Here is a 16,656-nt window from a genome sequence, read left to right on the forward strand (position 1 = left end):
CGTTACCACAAATAGAACAGCGCAAAGATGAACACCCACACCAGGTCGACGAAGTGCCAGTACAAGCCGGCAATCTCGACGATCTGGAAGTTGCCGTGCTCGGTGAACCCCGGCTGCAGGATCTTGCGTGCGATCAGCAGCAGGTAGATCACACCGCAGCTCACGTGAAAGCCGTGGAACCCGGTGATCATGAAGAAGCACGCGCCAAACTGCGCCGCGCCCATCGGGTTGCCCCAGGGGCGGATACCTTCATGGACGATCAGCTTGGTCCATTCGAAGGCCTGCATCGACACGAAGGTCGCGCCCAGCAGCGCGGTCGCCAGCAACAGTGCGGCGGCGCGCTTTGCGTTGCGCCGGTAGCCAAAGTTGACAGCCATCGCCATGGTGCCGCTGCTGCTGATCAGGATGAACGTCATGATGGCGATCAGCAGCAAGGGCACATCCACGCCGCCCACAGTGAGCGCGAACACCTTGGAAGGGTCAGGCCACGGCACCGTGGTCGACATGCGCACCGTCATGTAGCCGATCAGGAAGCTGCTGAAGATGAAGGTGTCCGACAGCAGGAAGATCCACATCATCGCCTTGCCCCACGGCACCTTGAAGGCTTCGCGGTCGGCCGACCAGTCCGTGACGATGCCGCGCCAGCCGTCAGCCCCGGCGTCGGTGGGCGTGGTGGCAGCGGATTCGGTGGGGAGCGTGGGCGTGGTCATGGCGCGGCTCCATACAGCGGCCCGCAGATGGCGGCGACGAACCCAGGGGTGATCCACCACATCGCCGCCAGCAGCACGAGCCAGACAGCCAGCAGGAAATGCCAGTAGATGGCGCACAGCGCGATGGCGCGCTGGGCCCGGAAGGGGTCCCCGCGCTGGAGACGCGCGATCGTCACCGCCCAGGCCACCAGCCCGCCCAGCACATGCAACCCGTGCAGGCCGGTGAGCAGGTAGAGGAAGCTATTGGAAGGATTGACGGTGACGGTCTGCCCGGCCGCCGACAGCATGCGCCAGGCGGTCAGTTGTCCGATCACGAACACGGCCGCCAGCACACCGCTGGACACCAGCCACGCCGCGCGGTGCAAGGTCATCTGCCGGGCACGCTGCATGGCAATGCTTGCCAGCACCAGCGCACCGGTGTTCCACCACAGCAGCGCCGGATGCGGGATCGGCTGCCAGTCGGGCTCGCGCATGCGCATTGCATAGGCGAGCAGCAGCAGTGAAAACAATGTCGTTGCCACCGCCATGAAGACGATCAGGCCGATGCGGCTCGCATTCGGCAAGACAGGTGGCGCGTCAGGAACGAAGGGGCGGGGCAGTGTGGTCATTCGCGTGCCTCGCCGGGTTGAAGTGCCGGGTGGGCCGGTTCAGGCGCCGTCGCAGGCGGCTGGTTTTGCGGGACGAAGTCTTCCTCGTGCCCCGGCAGGCTGTATTCGTACGCCCAGCGGTAGACGACGGGCGGCGCGGCGCCCCAGTTGCCGTGCACTGGCGGCGTTTGCGGCGTCTGCCATTCCAGCGTGGTGGCCCGCCACGGGTTGCTGTCGGCACGCTTGCCGCGCACGAGGCTCCACGCCAGGTTGTACAAGAACAGCAACTGCGCCGCCCCAACGATCAGCGCAACGACGGTGATGAAGGTGTTGAGCGTCTGCGCCGAAGGTGGAATGAAGCTGTAGCCCTCATACGCGTAATACCGCCGCGGCATGCCCAGGATGCCGAGATAGTGCATCGGGAAGTAGATCGCATAGGTGCCGAGGAAGGTAACCCAGAAGTGCGCGCGCCCGAGCGTGTCGTTGAGCATGCGGCCCGTCACCTTCGGATACCAGTGGTAGATGCCGCCAAACACCACAAGGATCGGCGACACGGCCATCACCATATGGAAGTGCGCCACCACGAAGTACGTGTTCGACAGCGGAATGTCCACGCTCACGTTGCCGAGGTAGAGCCCGGTCAGCCCACCCAGGACGAAGGTGCTGATGAAGCCGATGGCAAACAGCATCGGCACGGTCAGGTGGATATCGCCGCGCCACAGCGTCAGCACCCAGTTGTAGACTTTGAGGGCGGTCGGGACGGCGATGATGAGCGTGGTGGTGGCAAAGAAGAAGCCGAAGTACGGATTCATGCCGGCGATGAACATGTGGTGCGCCCAGACCACGAAGCTCAACGCACCGATGATGATGATGGCCCACACCATCATCCTGTAGCCGAAGATGCTCTTGCGCGCGTGCGTGCCGATGAGGTCCGACACGATGCCAAAGGCCGGCAGCGCGACGATGTAGACCTCCGGATGCCCGAAGAACCAGAACAGGTGCTGGAACAGCAGCGGGCTGCCGCCGGCATGCTTGAGCGTCTGCCCCATCGACACCACGGCCGGTATGAAGAAGCTGGTGCCGAGTGTCTTGTCGAGCAGCATCATCACCGCCGACACGAACAGCGCCGGAAACGCCAGCAGCGCCATGATGGTCGCCACGAAGATGCCCCACACCGTGAGCGGCATGCGCATGAGCGTCATGCCGCGCGTGCGCGCCTGCAGCGTGGTGGTGACGTAATTCAAGCCGCCCATCGTTGTCGCGACGATGAAGATCGCCAGCGACACCAGCATCAACACGATGCCCCATTCCACGCCCGGCGTGCCCGGCAGGATGGCCTGGGGTGGATACAGCGTCCAGCCCGCGCCGGTCGGCCCGCCTGGCACGAAGAAGCTCGCCATCAGCACCAGCACGGCCAGCAGGTAGACCCAGTAGCTCAGCATGTTGAGAAACGGGAACACCATGTCGCGGGCGCCCAGCATCAGCGGGATCAGGTAGTTGCCGAAGCCGCCCAGAAACAGCGCTGTCAGCAGGTAGATCACCATGATCATCCCGTGCATGGTCACGAACTGGTAGTAGTGGTTGGCGTCGATGAAACTGAACTTGCCCGGAAAGCCGAGCTGCAACCGCATCAGGTCCGACAACACAAGGCCGACCAGGCCGACGGCGATGGCCGTCAGCGAATACTGCACGGCGATGACCTTGTGGTCCTGGCTCCAGACATAGCGCGTCCAGAAGCTTTGCGGGACGTGGTCGGTGTGCGCGTAGGACATTGCGTCTGCTCCGCTAGGGTTGGGCTGCGCTGCTGGCGGCCGGGCCGCCTTGCGATTCGATGTAGGTCACCAGCGCGGTCAGCTCCTGCTCGCTCAGGTCGAAGTTCGGCATGATGGGTGCGAAGCCCTTCACGACGCGGGCCTTCGGGTCGCGGATGAAGGCGCGCAGATAGGCTTCGTCCACCTTCGCGGTGCTGCCGTCGGCCATCGTTTCGGTCTTGCCGTACAGGCCCTTCCAGGTGGGGCCCACGCGCGGACTGCCGTCCACGGTATGGCAGGCGATGCAGCCCTTGGCCTCTGCGAGCGTCTTGCCCTGGTCAGCGAGCGCCTGGGCGCTGCCGCCTGCAGCGGCGGGTGCGGCCTGCACCTTGGCCTGCTGCCGCTGCGCGAACGTGCTCTGCTGCGCCAGCCAGCGCGAGAACGATGCTTCGTCTTCCACCACCACCACGCCGCGCATGTTGGAGTGCCCGATACCGCAAAGCTGCGCGCACAGGATGTCGTAACGCCCTGCCTTGGTCGGCGTAAACCAGAAGGTGGTCACCATGCCGGGCACTATGTTCATGCGCGCACGGAACGGCGGTACGTAGAAGTCGTGCAGCACGTCGCGCGACCGTGTCAGGACCTGGATCGGCCGGTTGAGCGGCAGGTGCACCTCGGGCGTCTCGATCAGGTAGTTGTCACGGCCGTTGGGGTCGCCGGGGTTCAGGCCGAAGGGGTTGTCGTTGCTGATGTAGCGCACGTCCGTCGTGCCCAGCTTGCCACCGGGGCCGGCAAAGCGGAAGCGCCATTGCCATTGCTGGGCGAGCACTTCCATCTGCAGCACGTTGGACGGCGGCCGTATGTAATCCGCATAGACGAAGAGCCCCGGTGCCAACAGCGCTGCCACGCCGACAGCGGTCAGGCCGATCAGCCACCATTCCAGCCGCTTGTTGTGCGGCTCGTAAGCAGCGCGATGACCCCTGCGGTGGCGGTAGCGCACCAGTGCGATCACGATGAACAGGTTGATCGCGATAAAAAACGCGCCGGTAATGACGATCGTGATCGTCAGCATGTCGTCCATGCGCACCCAGTTCGAGGCGATCGGCGTGATCCACCAGGGACTGGCAAAGTGAAACCCCACCGCCAATACGATGATCAGGATCAGGGTAATCGCAAGCGACATAGGCCACCTCGCTGCGTGTCACTCGCTGGAGCCGCTAACAAAACGCTCCTGGCGTCGTTGTGCCGCCTTGCCGTACTTCGGTACTGTTTGCGCCGGCACGTCTCTAGAGCAAAGGTAGTCCTCTCCTCTGCATCGTGCAAGGCAGCGCAAGGGGGAAGTGCCCCCATATACGGATCGCGCGAATGGAGGAGTCACTTGCTGCGATGCAATGCAAAACGGCCGCCTCCAGCATTGGTTGCCGAGGCGGCCGTCTCCCGAGGGCGCCGGGTGTTTAGGGTCTGTTCACGCGTGCGTACGTCGCACACGTGAACAGACCCTATCGGCGCGGCGGGAAAAAACGGCGCGTCAGTGCATCGCGTCCTGCGTGCGCCGTTCCAGCATGCCGTAGACGATGGCGGTGACCGCACCGAACAGCAGGTTTGCCAACAAGTCCGGAACCCCGCTCCGCCAGCATTTTCTTCAGCCGCGCATTCTCCTGCTCGAGCTGTTTGAGCCGCTTCACATCGGCAGCCTCCAGACCGCCGAAATGCTGCCGCCAGTTGTAGATCGTCTGCTCGCTGATCCCGTGCTTCTTTGCGACCTCGGCGACTGGCGCCTTGTCTGCCTCACGCAGGATCGTGATCATCTGCTCGTCGGTAAACCGGCTCTTCTTCATGACTTCCATTCTCCGTTGGAAGCCATTCTCTCAAGTTTCAGCTGGTCCGAAAATTCCAGGGCAGGTCACCTACGCCCTCTGATTGCCTGCGGCAGGCGTACGATAAACAGCATCGACCCGTTGGGGGAATGCTGGATTGATGGAGAGCCGACATGAGACGTCTTTATTTCCTCGTACCTGACACGACGACGGCGAAGGCGATCGTAGACGACTTGCTGCGGGCGCGGATCACATGGCGACATATCCATGTCCTCGCGAATCACAGTGTCGCACTCGAACAGTTACCCGAGGCATCCTTGCTGCAAAGCAGCGACGTCGTGCACTCGCTCGAACGCGGCGTGGCGCTCGGCGGTGCGACCGGCGCGCTTCTCGGCCTCGTGGCACTGGTGTTTCCTCCCGCGGAGCTCGCAATTGCGGGCGGAGCCGTCGTCGCATTGACGTTGGCAGGTGCCGGCTTCGGGGCCTGGACGGCCGCGATGATCGGCGTCGACGAACCGAATGCACGACTCGAGCGCTTTCGTGGCGCCATACGTGACGGCCAGCTCTTGATCATGGCCGACGTGCCTGGATCGCGTGAACATGAGATCGAGCAGAGGGTCGCGCAGCATTTTCCGAAGGCCTATCTCGAAGGCGCGGAGCCCACGACACCGATCTTCCCCTGAGAAGCAGTCGAGACGAGGCCATCGGCGCCCCCTTTGGGTCGACTGCAGCCGATTGCAGAAAGGCAGAGGCCGGCCAATCGATGCCGAACGCATGAGGCAGTGATCGGCCAGTATGAGACGTTCGACATCACAGGCTAGATCGTTCAATCGGTGGACGAACAGTAGATAGCGGCCGTCATTGATCGGCCCTCACGGCCATTTGTTTGAAAGCCATAACTACGACTTCGAGAATCGGCCTAATTTGATCGTATGGCAGGCGGGCCTGAATCTGCTTGAATTTCTGGCGCAACATCGGAAGCGGACCAGCTTACTTGTCCGTGCCCAGCAACGTCTCGGCGGTGATGACGGTGCAGTATTCCGGGTCTAGATTGGCAAGCGACATCGCGTGCACGTCTTCCGCGCTTCTCAGGTTGCCGTTCCAGTCCCTTCGATCAAACGTGAAGCAGCAATCCGCTACGAGGTAGGTTGAGAAGCCCAGGTTGCCGGCCATACGAACCGTCGCCTCGACAGAATTATTGGTGATGACGCCGACGATCACTAGCGTGTCATGACCTTGCACGCGGAGTTGCGTTTCTAGATTCGTACCTATAAAGGCATTGTTGGTCCGTTTCGGGATTACAGGCTCGCCGGCGACAGGAGCGGCCTCAGGCTTGAAGTCATGTCCAACTTGGCCCGGTCGATAATGCGAGCCGGGTTCCGTCGAGTCGTGCCGAATGTGCCATACCGGCCAGTCATTGCTTCGCCAGTGGCTGAGCAAACGTGCAATTTGAATCTCGGCAAGCGGGTTGTTTCTGCACCCCCAGCTTGGGTGGTCTATTGCTTTCTGAAGATCCACCAGCAAAAGGAGGGCGCCGGCCGGGCGTAGCAAGGCAGTCATTTTTGATTCTGCGTGAGCGAACGTTGTCGCGAAGCGATTCGATTCAGGACTTTACCGCAAGTCTGCCGCGAGCCCGGACGCGCGGCATCTGATCGGCTTGGTGCGGCCACGAACGGTCATTTGGTCTCAGGCCGAAATGCCGTCGCCTATGCGATTGAGGGGAACTTTGACGCGATCATTTCGGACGTTGGCATGATGCCACCGATGCTCCATTGCGACGGCGCATGCTCATCAATTCTCACCCACACTGAAGAGCGAAATGACGGGTCACCGCGCCCCTCGATTTCGACCATCAAATCAGTGATACGCCTGAGCATCTCGGCTTTCTGGTCCCCCGAAAGAATGCCGTCGATCGTCTGTACGTGGACAAAAGGCATAACGTCGCTCCAGGAAATTGAGTAAAATATCTGAGTCTGAAAATCAGACCCAGATTAGCATTGGGGGATAGAGTGTGTCAAAGGAAGCATCACGAATCTCGGAGAGACAGCGAAATCGCCCGCTCGTTGCGGTGAATGAATGCGGTCTTGCGCGTGCGGCCGACCTACTAGGTGATCGTTGGGTCTTGTTGATTCTTCGCGAGGCGTTTTATGGAGTGACGCGCTTCGACGCGATACGCGAAGACATTGGAGCGTCAAAACATGCGCTGAGCAGTCGGCTTGAACTCCTGACGAATGCAGGCATTTTGATGCCGCGCCCGTACCGGGAACCAGGAGAGCGCGAACGTAATGAATACGTTCTCACGGAGAAGGGCCAAAGCCTCGGGCCAGTGTTGCTGATGCTGTTGGACTGGGGGCAGACATATCTACAGTCAGCGCAGAGGCGTGTCTCCCTCGTCGAGCAGGCTTCAGGGCGGCGGGTGAAAAACGCTTTTGTGACTGAGGATGGCCGCATTGTTGCAGGGTCAAATATCGCATTGCGGATTTGCTTGTAGCTGTGCACTTCGAATGGCCGCTTTACGCAACGGTGACGGTCCGCTCCGGGTCATGAGGCGCCTGACAGATTGATATCCGCTTGTCTGGTCCAGGTTTCAGGTGCGTAGCGCCTGATTGAACGGTTGCGCGTCAGCTCGCCGACCAACAGTGGACTCCGTTCGACGCTCGAGCGACGCCTTGCGCTTTTCTTCAGCGTTCGCGATGAAGTCGGACAGTTCGCGCTCCATGGCTGAATCTTTGGCGCCCGGCTTCCACGTCGCGGCGCCGTGCCGCCGGCGCGTGGTCCGAGCAAGTGCTAACGCTGCCATCGCAGCCTTTGCACATTCGTATTCAACCTGGCCACAAACGTCGATCGGCTCACCGAATTCGCGGAACGCTTCCACATACTCCCGAGCGGCGTACACCGTTGCCGGGTACTCGCGCAGCTCGGAGATAACTTTGCGGCTCAGGACGTGCCACTGAAGCTTGTCCGGATAGGCAAAGACGGGGATGGACACGCCCTGGCTGGCTTCGCGGCTCATAGGGCCGACCGGCTCCGATGTCGCCCAGGCGGCCTTATGCATCATTGTCCGACAGGTTCGAGCGTAGCTTTCCAGCGATAACGCAAGTTCCAATGCAGTGTCGCGTCGCTGACGCTTGCGCTCCATGGCATCCCTTGCTGAGATCCACACGAGCGTTATGACAGAGCCGACTGCCCCTGACGCCAGCGCCAAAATCATCGGAGTGTTCCAGCCAAGTCGCTGGAGATATTCAAGCCATTCCTGCCGCATACGATGCGCCTCGGAGAAAGAGGTACACAGAGTATAAGCAATCGTTTGCGGGGTATTCAGAGCAAAATATGCGGTGTGTGTTTTCGCCACAAACGCTTCGATGGGGCGGTGCGCATCTTGACAGACCGTGCCGAACCAGGGCACTCGTCGACCCAGCACCAGAAGAGGCGGCGTCAAAAGTTTCAGGCCGGTTCGCTGCTTAAGCGGACGGGTAGTGACGTTGGTCCGAACGGAGGCAATGTGTCCGCGTGCGGCCCGCTCCTGGCAAGCACCGTTCGATCGCCAGACGATCGGCAAGGTTCGGCCAACAGGAGCCGTTGACAAGCTTAGGTCGAACGGCAGAAATCAGTTCGATGGCGGCTGTTCGACGATGGACGAGGCGTGCATCGCGCGAAGCCGCTTTCGCATACAGGTAGCCGTCGAAGGACACAGAATGGCGAATTGCCTGCAAAGCTGCACTTCGCCTGGCACTTCGTTTCGGGTTACCCGCTCATAGCCGGCTCGTTCAAAAAAATGCTCCGCAGTCGTTGTCAGTAGCCAGACATCCAGTTGGCCGCAAGAGCGCACCTTGTCTTCGAGCCGTACGACCAGTTCCCGTGCGATGCCCGTTCCGCGCACCTGTGACGCGACAGCAAGCGATCTCAACAGCACACTGGAGCCGAGTTGCTCAAGTCCGATGCTGCCGATGACGGATCCGCTCGCATCTTCCGCGACCAGAAATCCGTCGATGAGCGACGTTGAAACGTCCTCCACCAATAAGCCATTGGCGCGTAGAAGCTTTCGGATTTCGCGCAGGTCAGCGTCGCTGGCCGTTCTTATCTTCATGGCTGCATGCTCACTCGCACTTGAGTTGATGGTTACCGAATTGCTTCTGGGAAGTTCGTAACGCTCATACCTGTTGTCCTTTCGTGCCACTTTTTGCTTCGTACCAATGCTGCGAGCGGTTGACGACACCAACAACGAACAGCATCACAGGTACCTCGATCAGCACGCCGACCACCGTGGCCAGAGCCGCGCCGGAGTGGAAGCCGAACAGGCTGATTGCCGTGGCCACCGCAAGCTCGAAGAAATTGCTTGCGCCGATCAGACTGGACGGGCCCGCAACACAGTGCGCGACGCCGAGCCGGCGATTCAACAGGTACGCAAGGCCGGAATTGAAAAACACCTGGATGAGGATTGGCACCGCGAGCATGGCGATAACTAGCGGCTCCTTGACGATCGCCTGGCCCTGGAAGGCGAAGAGCAGCACGAGGGTCGCGAGCAGGGCGCTGATCGAATACGGACCGAGACGAGCGACAGCCTGCCGGAAATGCGCTTCACCTTCGGCCAGCAAACGCCGGCGCAGCAGTTGCGCGAGGATGACCGGGATAATGATGTACAGACCAACTGAGATGATCAGCGTATCCCACGGCACCGTGATGGCCGACAGGCCGAGCAGAAGCGCGACGAGCGGCGCGAAAGCCACGATCATGATCGAGTCGTTGAGCGCCACTTGCGATAGCGTGAAATACGGATCGCCCTTGCAGAGTTGCGACCAGACGAACACCATCGCCGTGCAGGGCGCGGCCGCCAGCAGGATCAGGCCCGCGATATAGCTGTCGAGCTGCTCGGCGGGAAGCCACGACGCGAATACGTGGCGGATGAAGATCCAGCCGAGCAATGCCATCGAGAACGGCTTAACGAACCAGTTCACGAACAGCGTGACGCCGATGCCGCGCCACTGGCTCTTAACCTGGGTCATCGCGGCAAAATCGATCTTGACCAGCATTGGGATGATCATCACCCAGATCAGCACCCCGACCGGGAGATTGACCTGCGCCACTTCCATGCGACCGATCGTCTGGAAGACTTGAGGAAGTACCTGCCCGAACAGGATGCCGCCCACGATACAGAGCGCGACCCAGACCGTCAGGTAACGTTCGAAAAATCCAATCGCCGGCCGTGCGCCGCCGAACGCCGTATCAGTGCTGCTCATTTGATTCCTCTGCGGGCTTCTCACCGATGGCGCGCATCTCACGCTGAATCGCGTTATGGTCCAGCACGTGCAGCGGCAGGTTCACGAACTGACTCGCCCGGTTCATGATCTGCCGATAGACTTTGCTGAAGACCTTGCGCTTGTCTTCGTCGCTGCCCTCGAAAGCGGCCGGATCTTCAAACCCCCAATGGGCCGTCATCGGCTTGCCCGGCCAGATCGGACAGACTTCGCCCGCAGCTTCGTCGCAGACCGTGATAACGAAATCCATATGCGGGGCGTGAGGTGTCGCGAACTCATCCCAGCTCTTGCTACGTAACTGCGACGTGTCATAGCCGAGCGCTTTGCACCGCTCAATCGCGAACGGATTGACGGTGCCGGAAGGGTGACTGCCCGCGCTATACGCCCGAAACTTCCCCTTTCCCAGCACGTTGAAGATCGCTTCGGCCATAACGCTGCGCGAGCTGTTGCCCGTGCAGAGAATGAGGATCGAGTAAGGTTTATCGCTCACGGGTGGCTCCGGAAGGTCACGATGGGTTCAGCCAGCCGGCGTGCAGCATGCGGCCGACGATTGCAGGTGTGTTTGCGATTGCTCGCGCGAGTGGCCGTAGACCGGCGCGGTTTCGAGCGTTCGAAACGTTTCCCAGGCGACGCCCTGCGGATCAATCGTCCACGCCTTGTCCGACCTGGCATAGCAACAGGTCGTGCCGATCTGCGCCTCTACTGGCAGTTGCGCCGCCGTGAATCGCGCATTCATCTCAGCCAGTTCCGCGTCGGTTTCGACCTGAATGCCGATGTGATCGACACCTGGCGTTGCGCCGCGCTGCGAAATCGCGAAATTCACAGCAGGATCCGAGAGTTCCCATTTGCAGTAGTCACTCTTAAGAACGGTGGGTTCGGCGTTGCCGAACATGGCGCTGTAGAACCGGATACTGTCGCTCAGGTTTTCAACCGCGACATGGATATGCATGCGCTTCATGGTGTGTCTCCGCAGCAGTTGGGGAGATCGCTCGCGGCACAGGTTGCGCCGGCGCAGCAGTTCTCCGTCAGGAAACCGATTAGGCCGGTCATGGCGTCGAAGTTCGCCGTGTAGATGATGAAACGCCCCTCCTGTCGCGGCTTCACCAGCTCAGCATGTGACAGATCCTTGAGGTGAAAAGACAGGCTTGAAGGGGATAGCCCCAACTGTTGCGCGATTTCACCGGCAGCCATACCGTTCGGGCCGGCCACGACCAGGGCGCGGAAGATCGCGAGGCGCGATTCATGGGCGAGCGCGCTCAGGGCGCGCACAACGAGATTTGAGTCCATGCCCGGAACAATAGAGCATTCGTTTCAATATTTCAAGTATTATTGAAATAATGCTTTTGGTCGCGCTGTGGTCACTCGATGCAACGGGACAATGGGAAGGGTTGAGCGACTGAAGTCACGTGCAAAAGCGGCCACTCAGCCTGCCGGAGCGTAGGTCGCTTAGGGGTCGATTCCGGACCCACAGGAACAGGTCGAGTCGCTTCTTACTGAGCAATCAACCGGGCGATGCGCCCGTCCCTGTGTGGGCGTTTCAGCCACGTAGAAATCGTGCCCCGGTTGCGCTGCGCGATGACCGGACCCTCACAAACGGCTCAGCAACTCCGCCTTCTTGGCGGCAAACTCCTCATCGCTGAGAATCCCCTTCGCGTGCAGTTGGGCGAGCTTCTCTATGGTGGCGAACACGTCTGCCTCGCGGGCGACCGACTGAGTGCTGACGGGCTCCTCCTGCACCGGCGACGACGCCGGCTGCGGAACCCCACCGACCGAGACAACCGCCAGGCTGGCGACAGCAACCAAGCCGTGCTGGCTCGCGAATGTGAGGGACGCGCCGCGGGACTGCTGCTGTGAGAAGCCGCTGATCTGGTGATCGAGCGTATCGTAAATCGTCACCTTGCCGTTCACTTCGATCGCCAGGCGCCGGGGCTGTGCGAAGTAGGCATAGCGGACGTCGTTCTGCGCGCCGGTGCTGTTGGGCCGCCCCAGATCAGCGGGCCACCAGGCGCCAGAGGTGGCGGGGGCGGGCGGAACGAACAGACTCACCGGTCCGACCGGTCCGGCTGCAGTCTGCTGCTGGTTGCTGCCACCGTAACCAGCGCTCTGCTGTTGTTGCTGGCCGCCGCCGTTGTTGCCCTGCTGCTGAGTACCCTGGCTCTGCGACTGGAAGCTGCCGCTGCGAATAAGGTCGGGCTGGTTTGCCATCAGGCGGGAAAGCTCGGAACAGAGCCCATCGACCCGGCCTTTCAGGTAGTTGTTGAACATATCGGAGACCATGGTCATTCCCCCCTGCATCCACTGGCCGGAGCCACCAAATTCGGGGTGATTGAACTGGGCCATGCTGCCGTTACCGCGAATCACGGACTCCAGCATGCTCATCACGGCATCCGTGCTGAACCCATGTCGCTGGGCTACTTCTTCGATCAATTGCTGGCCGGCGGGGGTGAGTTTTCGCATGGTGATCCACTCATGGTTTCTTCCGACACCGGGTTATATAAACCGCAGCGCTGCCTGCTCGTGCCGGACGGGGCAAATCAGCGAGGATCGCGAAAATTAGGCAACGTGGCTGGGGAACAGTTCAGTGCACCAGCGCGAGACGATCGGGGGGACAGGTTGCGCGGTTTCACGTCAAGCTCCCGCAGCCGGTCGCCAATTTCCGTCGTTCGACGCTACGCTCAAATTGGTCGACAATCCGCTGATGGCCCACGAACCGGGGGCGCTTTAAATGACGTGGAACGTACGCTGCACAGGAGGTAACATGAGCCCAGTCTCGGATCTCTCCGTCTTGTTAAAAACGTTGGAGCCAGTGCTTAACCCGGGCGTGTTTGTGTTTGCCTCGGTCGAGGACGGAAACGCCATTGACCCGGCCGTCATCGTTGCGTCAATCCGCGAGCCCGAGGGCTTGTCTGTGGTTACGAGTGAGGCGGATGCGCGGATCAGCGGTTTGAATACCTTGTTCAAGTGCGCGTGGATTACCTTGACCGTGAATTCAGCATTGGAGGCAGTGGGCTTGACCGCAGCATTCGCTACTGCATTGGGTAATTCCGGCATCAGCTGCAACGTGGTGGCGGGCGCCTACCACGATCATATTTTTGTCCCCCTGGAATTAGCAGACGCGGCGATGCATGTACTTCATCTGTTGCAGACGGATGGAGTCACCGGGCAACCACCGGCGAATATTGTTTAGTTTTTTTCGGATCTAACGTTAAGAGGGCCCACGTCAGACGCAAACCGGCCAACTACGGTCGCTGGCACCAACTTCCGCGCGGACATGCGAACGGTGGCTTCGCCCGGAAAATGGACCGTTGCACTTCCACGGCAGCTGCCGCGTCGTCGGCCAAAGCAAGCCGCCTGGGCGCAGAAAGTAAGTGGCGGCCAGTGACCGCTCCGTACACGGCACGTCAGGGCGAAAATCGCTGCGGGACCACGCGCTATGCTGGTCCGGCAGTTTCAACAATTTTTGTAAACCGCTAGAGATCGGCAATCATTTTTCTCGTGTCCAAAGGATAGCGTGCGACGTGGAGTTACCCGCGACCTGGCCGCGCTCGGTGATTCCGACAGCTTCGCTGAAGTTGTCCCCGGGGAGCGTGCCCAGATCGGTCATCACCCCGTTTTCAAACAGAAAGGCGTGCGGCAAGTACGGGCTGGTTCCGGTATCCGACTCGCCGACCACCTGGCCGCGATTGTTGATCCCAAAAGCGTTACTGTTGTTGCGACCGGGGAGCGTGCCCAGGTCAGTCATCACCCCGTTTTCAAACAGAAAGCCGTGCACGTCCCCGCTTGCGGTAGACGATATGCCGACCACCTGGCCGCGATTGTTGATCCCCTGAGCATGGCTGTTGCCGTTACTACCCTGGAGCGTGCCCAGGTCGGTCATCACCCCGTGTTCATACAGAAAGGCGTGCGCGTACCCGCTTGCGGTGGACGAATAGCCGACCACCTGGCCGCGATTGTTGATCCCCAAAGCTCCGCTATCGCTGCCACCGGGGAACGTGCCCAGGTCTGTCACCACCCCGTTTTCAAACAGAGCAGCGTGAAGGTACCCGCGTAGGTTGGCCGCTAAACCAACCACCTGGCCACGCTCGTTGATCCCGGCAGCTGTGCTGAAGTCGCCACCACCGGGAAGCGTACCCAGGTCGGTCATCACCCCGTGTTCGAACAGAAAGGCGTGTGAGTTCCCGCGTGCGGTGCTCGAGCCACCGACCACCTGGCCGCGATTGTTGACCGCGGTAGCTGTGCTATCGCTGCCACCGGGGAACGTGCCCAGGTCTGTCACCACCCCTTTTTCAAACAGACAAGCGTGCGTGTTCCCGCTCGCGGTGATCGAGAAGCCGACCACCTGGGCGCGCTCGTTGATCCCGAGAGCGTTGCTGTAGTTAAAGCCACCGGGGAGCGCGCCGAGATCCCTGATGATGAAACTTTGGCCTGCGGCAGGCTGGGATGCGGCGACCGCGAGCAGGGTGAAAACAATCAGGACGCGGCGAACATAGTTCACACTGCTAACTACCTTGAATGCGGATTGCATAGTAAACCCCTTTCCTGGGCCGTAACCTGGATCGCGATCGGCCGCCTGGCCGTAAGCGCGCCGAATGTATTTTGACAAAAAAGCAGCCAATAAGAGGGATGCAGTGCTATTTCGGAATCCATGAGAATCGTGGACAGGGGGCGTTGCGGCATGCACTGCCGGGCGACCACGCAAAGCGATCTTAACCATCCAGGAGCATGGCCCATTGCCGTCTCAACCAAAGCGGGCTCTCACAAGCAAAGAGAGACCAAGGGCAGGCAGGCGTCAGACGCCTGCGAAAGCCGGCTGAACTTTGAATGACTCACTACGGGACAGCCAGGGGCATATGCACCAACATCCTTGCGTCTCGATGTAGGCGCAGATCGAGAGAAAGTCGAGTTTTTTGTAGATAAAAAATCCGCTATAAATGCCGTTCGCGCATCTGCATCAGGACAAATTGCGCTGGCTTGCATCAGAAAGCGGACATGGCCAGTTCGGATTGCTGGCCGGCACAACCCGGACATTAGAGCTGATCCACCATGGATCATCGTGGTCAATGACGAGATCGCCCATTATCCGCTTCCCGTGTTGAAAATTAGAAAATGTGTACAGATAGAAGTTATTGAGCAGTCTAGTCTATAGAGTGCTTTTTTCAACTTGTTAAATAGCGAGGCAAATTAATGACAATGCAAAATTGCGATGACTTGCCTTTGCTCGATAGCGGATTAAACGATCGCTCGGGTGTGAGCGCTCGACCCGCTGGACCTCTTACGCTGAATGCGCGAAAGTCAGCAGCAAGGCGCGCCATGTTGCGAATCCGGCACGGCACCGACGGAGACAAAAACACCTGATCAGGTTCCGGCATCTGCGGCCCCCGCGACAGGCCAATGTGGCACGTGAGTCACCAACAGCTTCGGCAGGCAGCAGAAGGAGTAGAAGCGTCGAGCGAGACGTCTCCCAATGCCCGATTTGCACCAGTTTGCGGCCGTTTGTGCGGGGCATTGGTCAACGGCAGAAATGGGTCGATCACAGGCGTCGCCGCTCGGCCCAGAAGTAGCATTGTCGCGATGACTCACGAAGCCGTGAAGGTGTTTGAGGAGAACAGAGCCCCAACGCATATTTGAGACACGCGTCCAAGCCCTCATCGGGACCAGTAGAAATCCACGGGGATAAGCTCGACGACCCATCCACCTTCTTCGCCCAGCGTGGCCGCCGGGTGCATGGAGGCGATGCGCAACGCCTCGTCATGGGTATCCGCCTCGATGATGAACAGGCCGCCCACGACTTCCTTCGACTCGGTATAGGGCCCATCGGTGACGTGCGTCTTGCCACTGCGCGGGCGGAGCGTCCTCCAGTTGTCCAGATCGCCAAGCGATGCGGAAATCAGTACCTTGTCGGTAGCCCGCATCTTGTCGTCCAATGCGGGGCATTGGCTCACCAATTTCTTGACGTCGTCTGGCGCCATCGCGGCGAATTTATCGGGGGTGAAGTAGGCCAAGCCGAGGTATTTCATGGGAGATCCTTTGGGTGTGAATAACCTGACGACGAAGCTGATGATCGAAAATCGACAATCTTCTGAAAAGTTTGTAGCGGGTCTCGCCAGACTGTCCGCTTTTGGGGTCGCGCGGTGCCGACCGCCGGGCTCGTGCTGCACATGCGGATCGCGTGAGGCAGAGGTCGGCCAACTCCAGCCGTTGGCTCGCGCTATGGCAAGGACATTCGAACGGCGGCTTGCTGGATACAACGGTCACCGCATTGGGTGCGGTTTCTGGCCGATCATCGTTCACGCAAATCATTCGTACTAGCCCGATAATCGTCGACGCCCACATTCGCCGGCCGAGCTATGCGTTAGGCTTGACTGTAACAAGTGGGCGTCTTTTGCTTTGCGATGCGCGGCGGGTTGAATTCAGGACTGTCTTTCGCAAGCTGCCTATCTGTGGCGCAAGCAATCGCGTCCGACAAATGGTTGCAATTGAAGACCTGCCCCGACGGCCAATAGGCGTTCTACGATCACACCCGCCATGCCAGCAAG

The 16,656-nt window shown here is 60.2% G+C and carries 18 protein-coding genes and 1 pseudogene; 3 read left to right on the forward strand and 16 right to left on the reverse strand.

Annotated features, from left to right (window positions below):
* Positions 1-2: 2 nt before the first annotated feature.
* The 5 genes and pseudogenes from AC3WOG_RS26160 to AC3WOG_RS26180 all read right to left on the reverse strand — a co-directional run.
* Complete coding sequence (locus AC3WOG_RS26160) at positions 3-710, reverse strand: heme-copper oxidase subunit III family protein (protein ID WP_492580774.1); 708 nt, start codon at positions 708-710, stop codon at positions 3-5.
* Entirely contained in the window at positions 707-1,318 is a 612-nt protein-coding gene (locus AC3WOG_RS26165) for a cytochrome c oxidase subunit 3 (RefSeq protein ID WP_492580775.1), read from the reverse strand. The genes AC3WOG_RS26160 and AC3WOG_RS26165 overlap by 4 nt, the downstream gene beginning before the upstream one ends.
* Positions 1,315-3,069 carry a cytochrome c oxidase subunit I gene (gene ctaD, locus AC3WOG_RS26170; protein ID WP_492580776.1) on the reverse strand — a complete coding sequence of 585 codons (1,755 nt, stop codon included), beginning with the start codon at positions 3,067-3,069 and terminating at the stop codon, positions 1,315-1,317. The genes AC3WOG_RS26165 and ctaD overlap by 4 nt, the downstream gene beginning before the upstream one ends.
* 13 nt (positions 3,070-3,082) lie before the next feature.
* Positions 3,083-4,231 (reverse strand): c-type cytochrome, encoded by a 1,149-nt coding sequence (locus AC3WOG_RS26175; protein WP_492580777.1) that lies wholly within the window; start codon positions 4,229-4,231, stop codon positions 3,083-3,085.
* Positions 4,232-4,670: 439 nt separating this feature from the next.
* Positions 4,671-4,886: pseudogene (locus AC3WOG_RS26180) on the reverse strand (transposase); the annotation flags it as partial.
* 152 nt (positions 4,887-5,038) lie between these two features.
* Here AC3WOG_RS26180 and AC3WOG_RS26185 point away from each other — a divergent pair.
* Positions 5,039-5,548, forward strand: coding sequence for a DUF1269 domain-containing protein (locus AC3WOG_RS26185; RefSeq protein ID WP_492580778.1), 510 nt, complete (start codon positions 5,039-5,041; stop codon positions 5,546-5,548).
* Positions 5,549-5,855: 307 nt separating this feature from the next.
* Here AC3WOG_RS26185 and AC3WOG_RS26190 read toward each other — a convergent pair whose 3' ends face one another.
* Positions 5,856-6,425 (reverse strand): cysteine hydrolase family protein, encoded by a 570-nt coding sequence (locus AC3WOG_RS26190; protein ID WP_492580779.1) that lies wholly within the window; start codon positions 6,423-6,425, stop codon positions 5,856-5,858.
* 146 nt (positions 6,426-6,571) lie between these two features.
* Entirely contained in the window at positions 6,572-6,802 is a 231-nt protein-coding gene (locus AC3WOG_RS26195) for a tautomerase family protein (protein WP_492580780.1), read from the reverse strand.
* Positions 6,803-6,933: 131 nt separating this feature from the next.
* Here AC3WOG_RS26195 and AC3WOG_RS26200 point away from each other — a divergent pair, with 131 nt between their 5' ends.
* A complete protein-coding gene (locus AC3WOG_RS26200) occupies positions 6,934-7,356 on the forward strand; it encodes a winged helix-turn-helix transcriptional regulator (RefSeq protein ID WP_492582454.1) in 423 nt (140 codons plus the stop codon).
* A gap of 96 nt (positions 7,357-7,452) precedes the next feature.
* Here AC3WOG_RS26200 and AC3WOG_RS26205 read toward each other — a convergent pair whose 3' ends face one another.
* From AC3WOG_RS26205 to AC3WOG_RS26235, 7 genes are all read right to left on the reverse strand, one after another.
* Entirely contained in the window at positions 7,453-8,424 is a 972-nt protein-coding gene (locus tag AC3WOG_RS26205; RefSeq protein ID WP_492580781.1) for a hypothetical protein, read from the reverse strand.
* A gap of 48 nt (positions 8,425-8,472) precedes the next feature.
* A complete protein-coding gene (gene arsN2 / locus AC3WOG_RS26210; protein ID WP_492580782.1) occupies positions 8,473-9,042 on the reverse strand; it encodes an arsenic resistance N-acetyltransferase ArsN2 in 570 nt (189 codons plus the stop codon).
* The gene (gene arsB / locus AC3WOG_RS26215; protein WP_492580783.1) at positions 9,017-10,102 is read right to left on the reverse strand and encodes an ACR3 family arsenite efflux transporter; all 1,086 of its coding nucleotides are present in this window, start codon (positions 10,100-10,102) and stop codon (positions 9,017-9,019) included. Before arsB ends, arsN2 begins: the two co-directional genes overlap by 26 nt.
* The gene (locus AC3WOG_RS26220) at positions 10,089-10,610 is read right to left on the reverse strand and encodes an arsenate reductase ArsC (RefSeq protein WP_492580784.1); all 522 of its coding nucleotides are present in this window, start codon (positions 10,608-10,610) and stop codon (positions 10,089-10,091) included. The genes arsB and AC3WOG_RS26220 overlap by 14 nt, the downstream gene beginning before the upstream one ends.
* A gap of 27 nt (positions 10,611-10,637) precedes the next feature.
* Entirely contained in the window at positions 10,638-11,078 is a 441-nt protein-coding gene (locus AC3WOG_RS26225; protein WP_492580785.1) for an ArsI/CadI family heavy metal resistance metalloenzyme, read from the reverse strand.
* A complete protein-coding gene (locus tag AC3WOG_RS26230) occupies positions 11,075-11,407 on the reverse strand; it encodes an ArsR/SmtB family transcription factor (RefSeq protein ID WP_492580786.1) in 333 nt (110 codons plus the stop codon). Before AC3WOG_RS26230 ends, AC3WOG_RS26225 begins: the two co-directional genes overlap by 4 nt.
* A 300-nt stretch (positions 11,408-11,707) precedes the next feature.
* The gene (locus tag AC3WOG_RS26235; protein WP_492580787.1) at positions 11,708-12,577 is read right to left on the reverse strand and encodes an SHOCT domain-containing protein; all 870 of its coding nucleotides are present in this window, start codon (positions 12,575-12,577) and stop codon (positions 11,708-11,710) included.
* A gap of 301 nt (positions 12,578-12,878) precedes the next feature.
* Here AC3WOG_RS26235 and AC3WOG_RS26240 point away from each other — a divergent pair, with 301 nt between their 5' ends.
* On the forward strand, positions 12,879-13,307 hold the full coding sequence (locus AC3WOG_RS26240; protein WP_492580788.1) for an ACT domain-containing protein: 429 nt from the start codon (positions 12,879-12,881) through the stop codon (positions 13,305-13,307).
* A gap of 297 nt (positions 13,308-13,604) precedes the next feature.
* Here the strand turns inward: AC3WOG_RS26240 and AC3WOG_RS26245 are convergent, their stop codons facing one another.
* Both AC3WOG_RS26245 and AC3WOG_RS26250 read right to left on the reverse strand, forming a co-directional pair.
* Positions 13,605-14,645 carry a DUF3466 family protein gene (locus tag AC3WOG_RS26245; protein WP_492580789.1) on the reverse strand — a complete coding sequence of 347 codons (1,041 nt, stop codon included), beginning with the start codon at positions 14,643-14,645 and terminating at the stop codon, positions 13,605-13,607.
* Positions 14,646-15,765: 1,120 nt separating this feature from the next.
* Entirely contained in the window at positions 15,766-16,137 is a 372-nt protein-coding gene (locus AC3WOG_RS26250) for a YciI family protein (protein ID WP_171929655.1), read from the reverse strand.
* Positions 16,138-16,656: the final 519 nt, after the last annotated feature.

It is taken from the genome of Paraburkholderia sp. FW306-02-B, assembly GCF_058782725.1.

What these genes read in the sequence shown, in the direction of transcription:
- AC3WOG_RS26190 (WP_492580779.1), bottom strand. Translation starts at nt 6,425, where the DNA reads ATGACTGCCTTGCTACGCCCGGCCGGCGCCCTCCTTTTGCTGGTGGAT.
- AC3WOG_RS26195 (WP_492580780.1), bottom strand. Translation starts at nt 6,802, where the DNA reads ATGCCTTTTGTCCACGTACAGACGATCGACGGCATTCTTTCGGGGGAC.
- AC3WOG_RS26240 (WP_492580788.1), top strand. Translation starts at nt 12,879, where the DNA reads ATGAGCCCAGTCTCGGATCTCTCCGTCTTGTTAAAAACGTTGGAGCCA.
- AC3WOG_RS26225 (WP_492580785.1), bottom strand. Translation starts at nt 11,078, where the DNA reads ATGAAGCGCATGCATATCCATGTCGCGGTTGAAAACCTGAGCGACAGT.
- AC3WOG_RS26245 (WP_492580789.1), bottom strand. Translation starts at nt 14,645, where the DNA reads ATGCAATCCGCATTCAAGGTAGTTAGCAGTGTGAACTATGTTCGCCGC.
- AC3WOG_RS26235 (WP_492580787.1), bottom strand. Translation starts at nt 12,577, where the DNA reads ATGCGAAAACTCACCCCCGCCGGCCAGCAATTGATCGAAGAAGTAGCC.
- AC3WOG_RS26165 (WP_492580775.1), bottom strand. Translation starts at nt 1,318, where the DNA reads ATGACCACACTGCCCCGCCCCTTCGTTCCTGACGCGCCACCTGTCTTG.
- AC3WOG_RS26175 (WP_492580777.1), bottom strand. Translation starts at nt 4,231, where the DNA reads ATGTCGCTTGCGATTACCCTGATCCTGATCATCGTATTGGCGGTGGGG.
- AC3WOG_RS26230 (WP_492580786.1), bottom strand. Translation starts at nt 11,407, where the DNA reads ATGGACTCAAATCTCGTTGTGCGCGCCCTGAGCGCGCTCGCCCATGAA.
- AC3WOG_RS26185 (WP_492580778.1), top strand. Translation starts at nt 5,039, where the DNA reads ATGAGACGTCTTTATTTCCTCGTACCTGACACGACGACGGCGAAGGCG.
- ctaD (WP_492580776.1), bottom strand. Translation starts at nt 3,069, where the DNA reads ATGTCCTACGCGCACACCGACCACGTCCCGCAAAGCTTCTGGACGCGC.
- AC3WOG_RS26250 (WP_171929655.1), bottom strand. Translation starts at nt 16,137, where the DNA reads ATGAAATACCTCGGCTTGGCCTACTTCACCCCCGATAAATTCGCCGCG.
- arsB (WP_492580783.1), bottom strand. Translation starts at nt 10,102, where the DNA reads ATGAGCAGCACTGATACGGCGTTCGGCGGCGCACGGCCGGCGATTGGA.
- AC3WOG_RS26160 (WP_492580774.1), bottom strand. Translation starts at nt 710, where the DNA reads ATGACCACGCCCACGCTCCCCACCGAATCCGCTGCCACCACGCCCACC.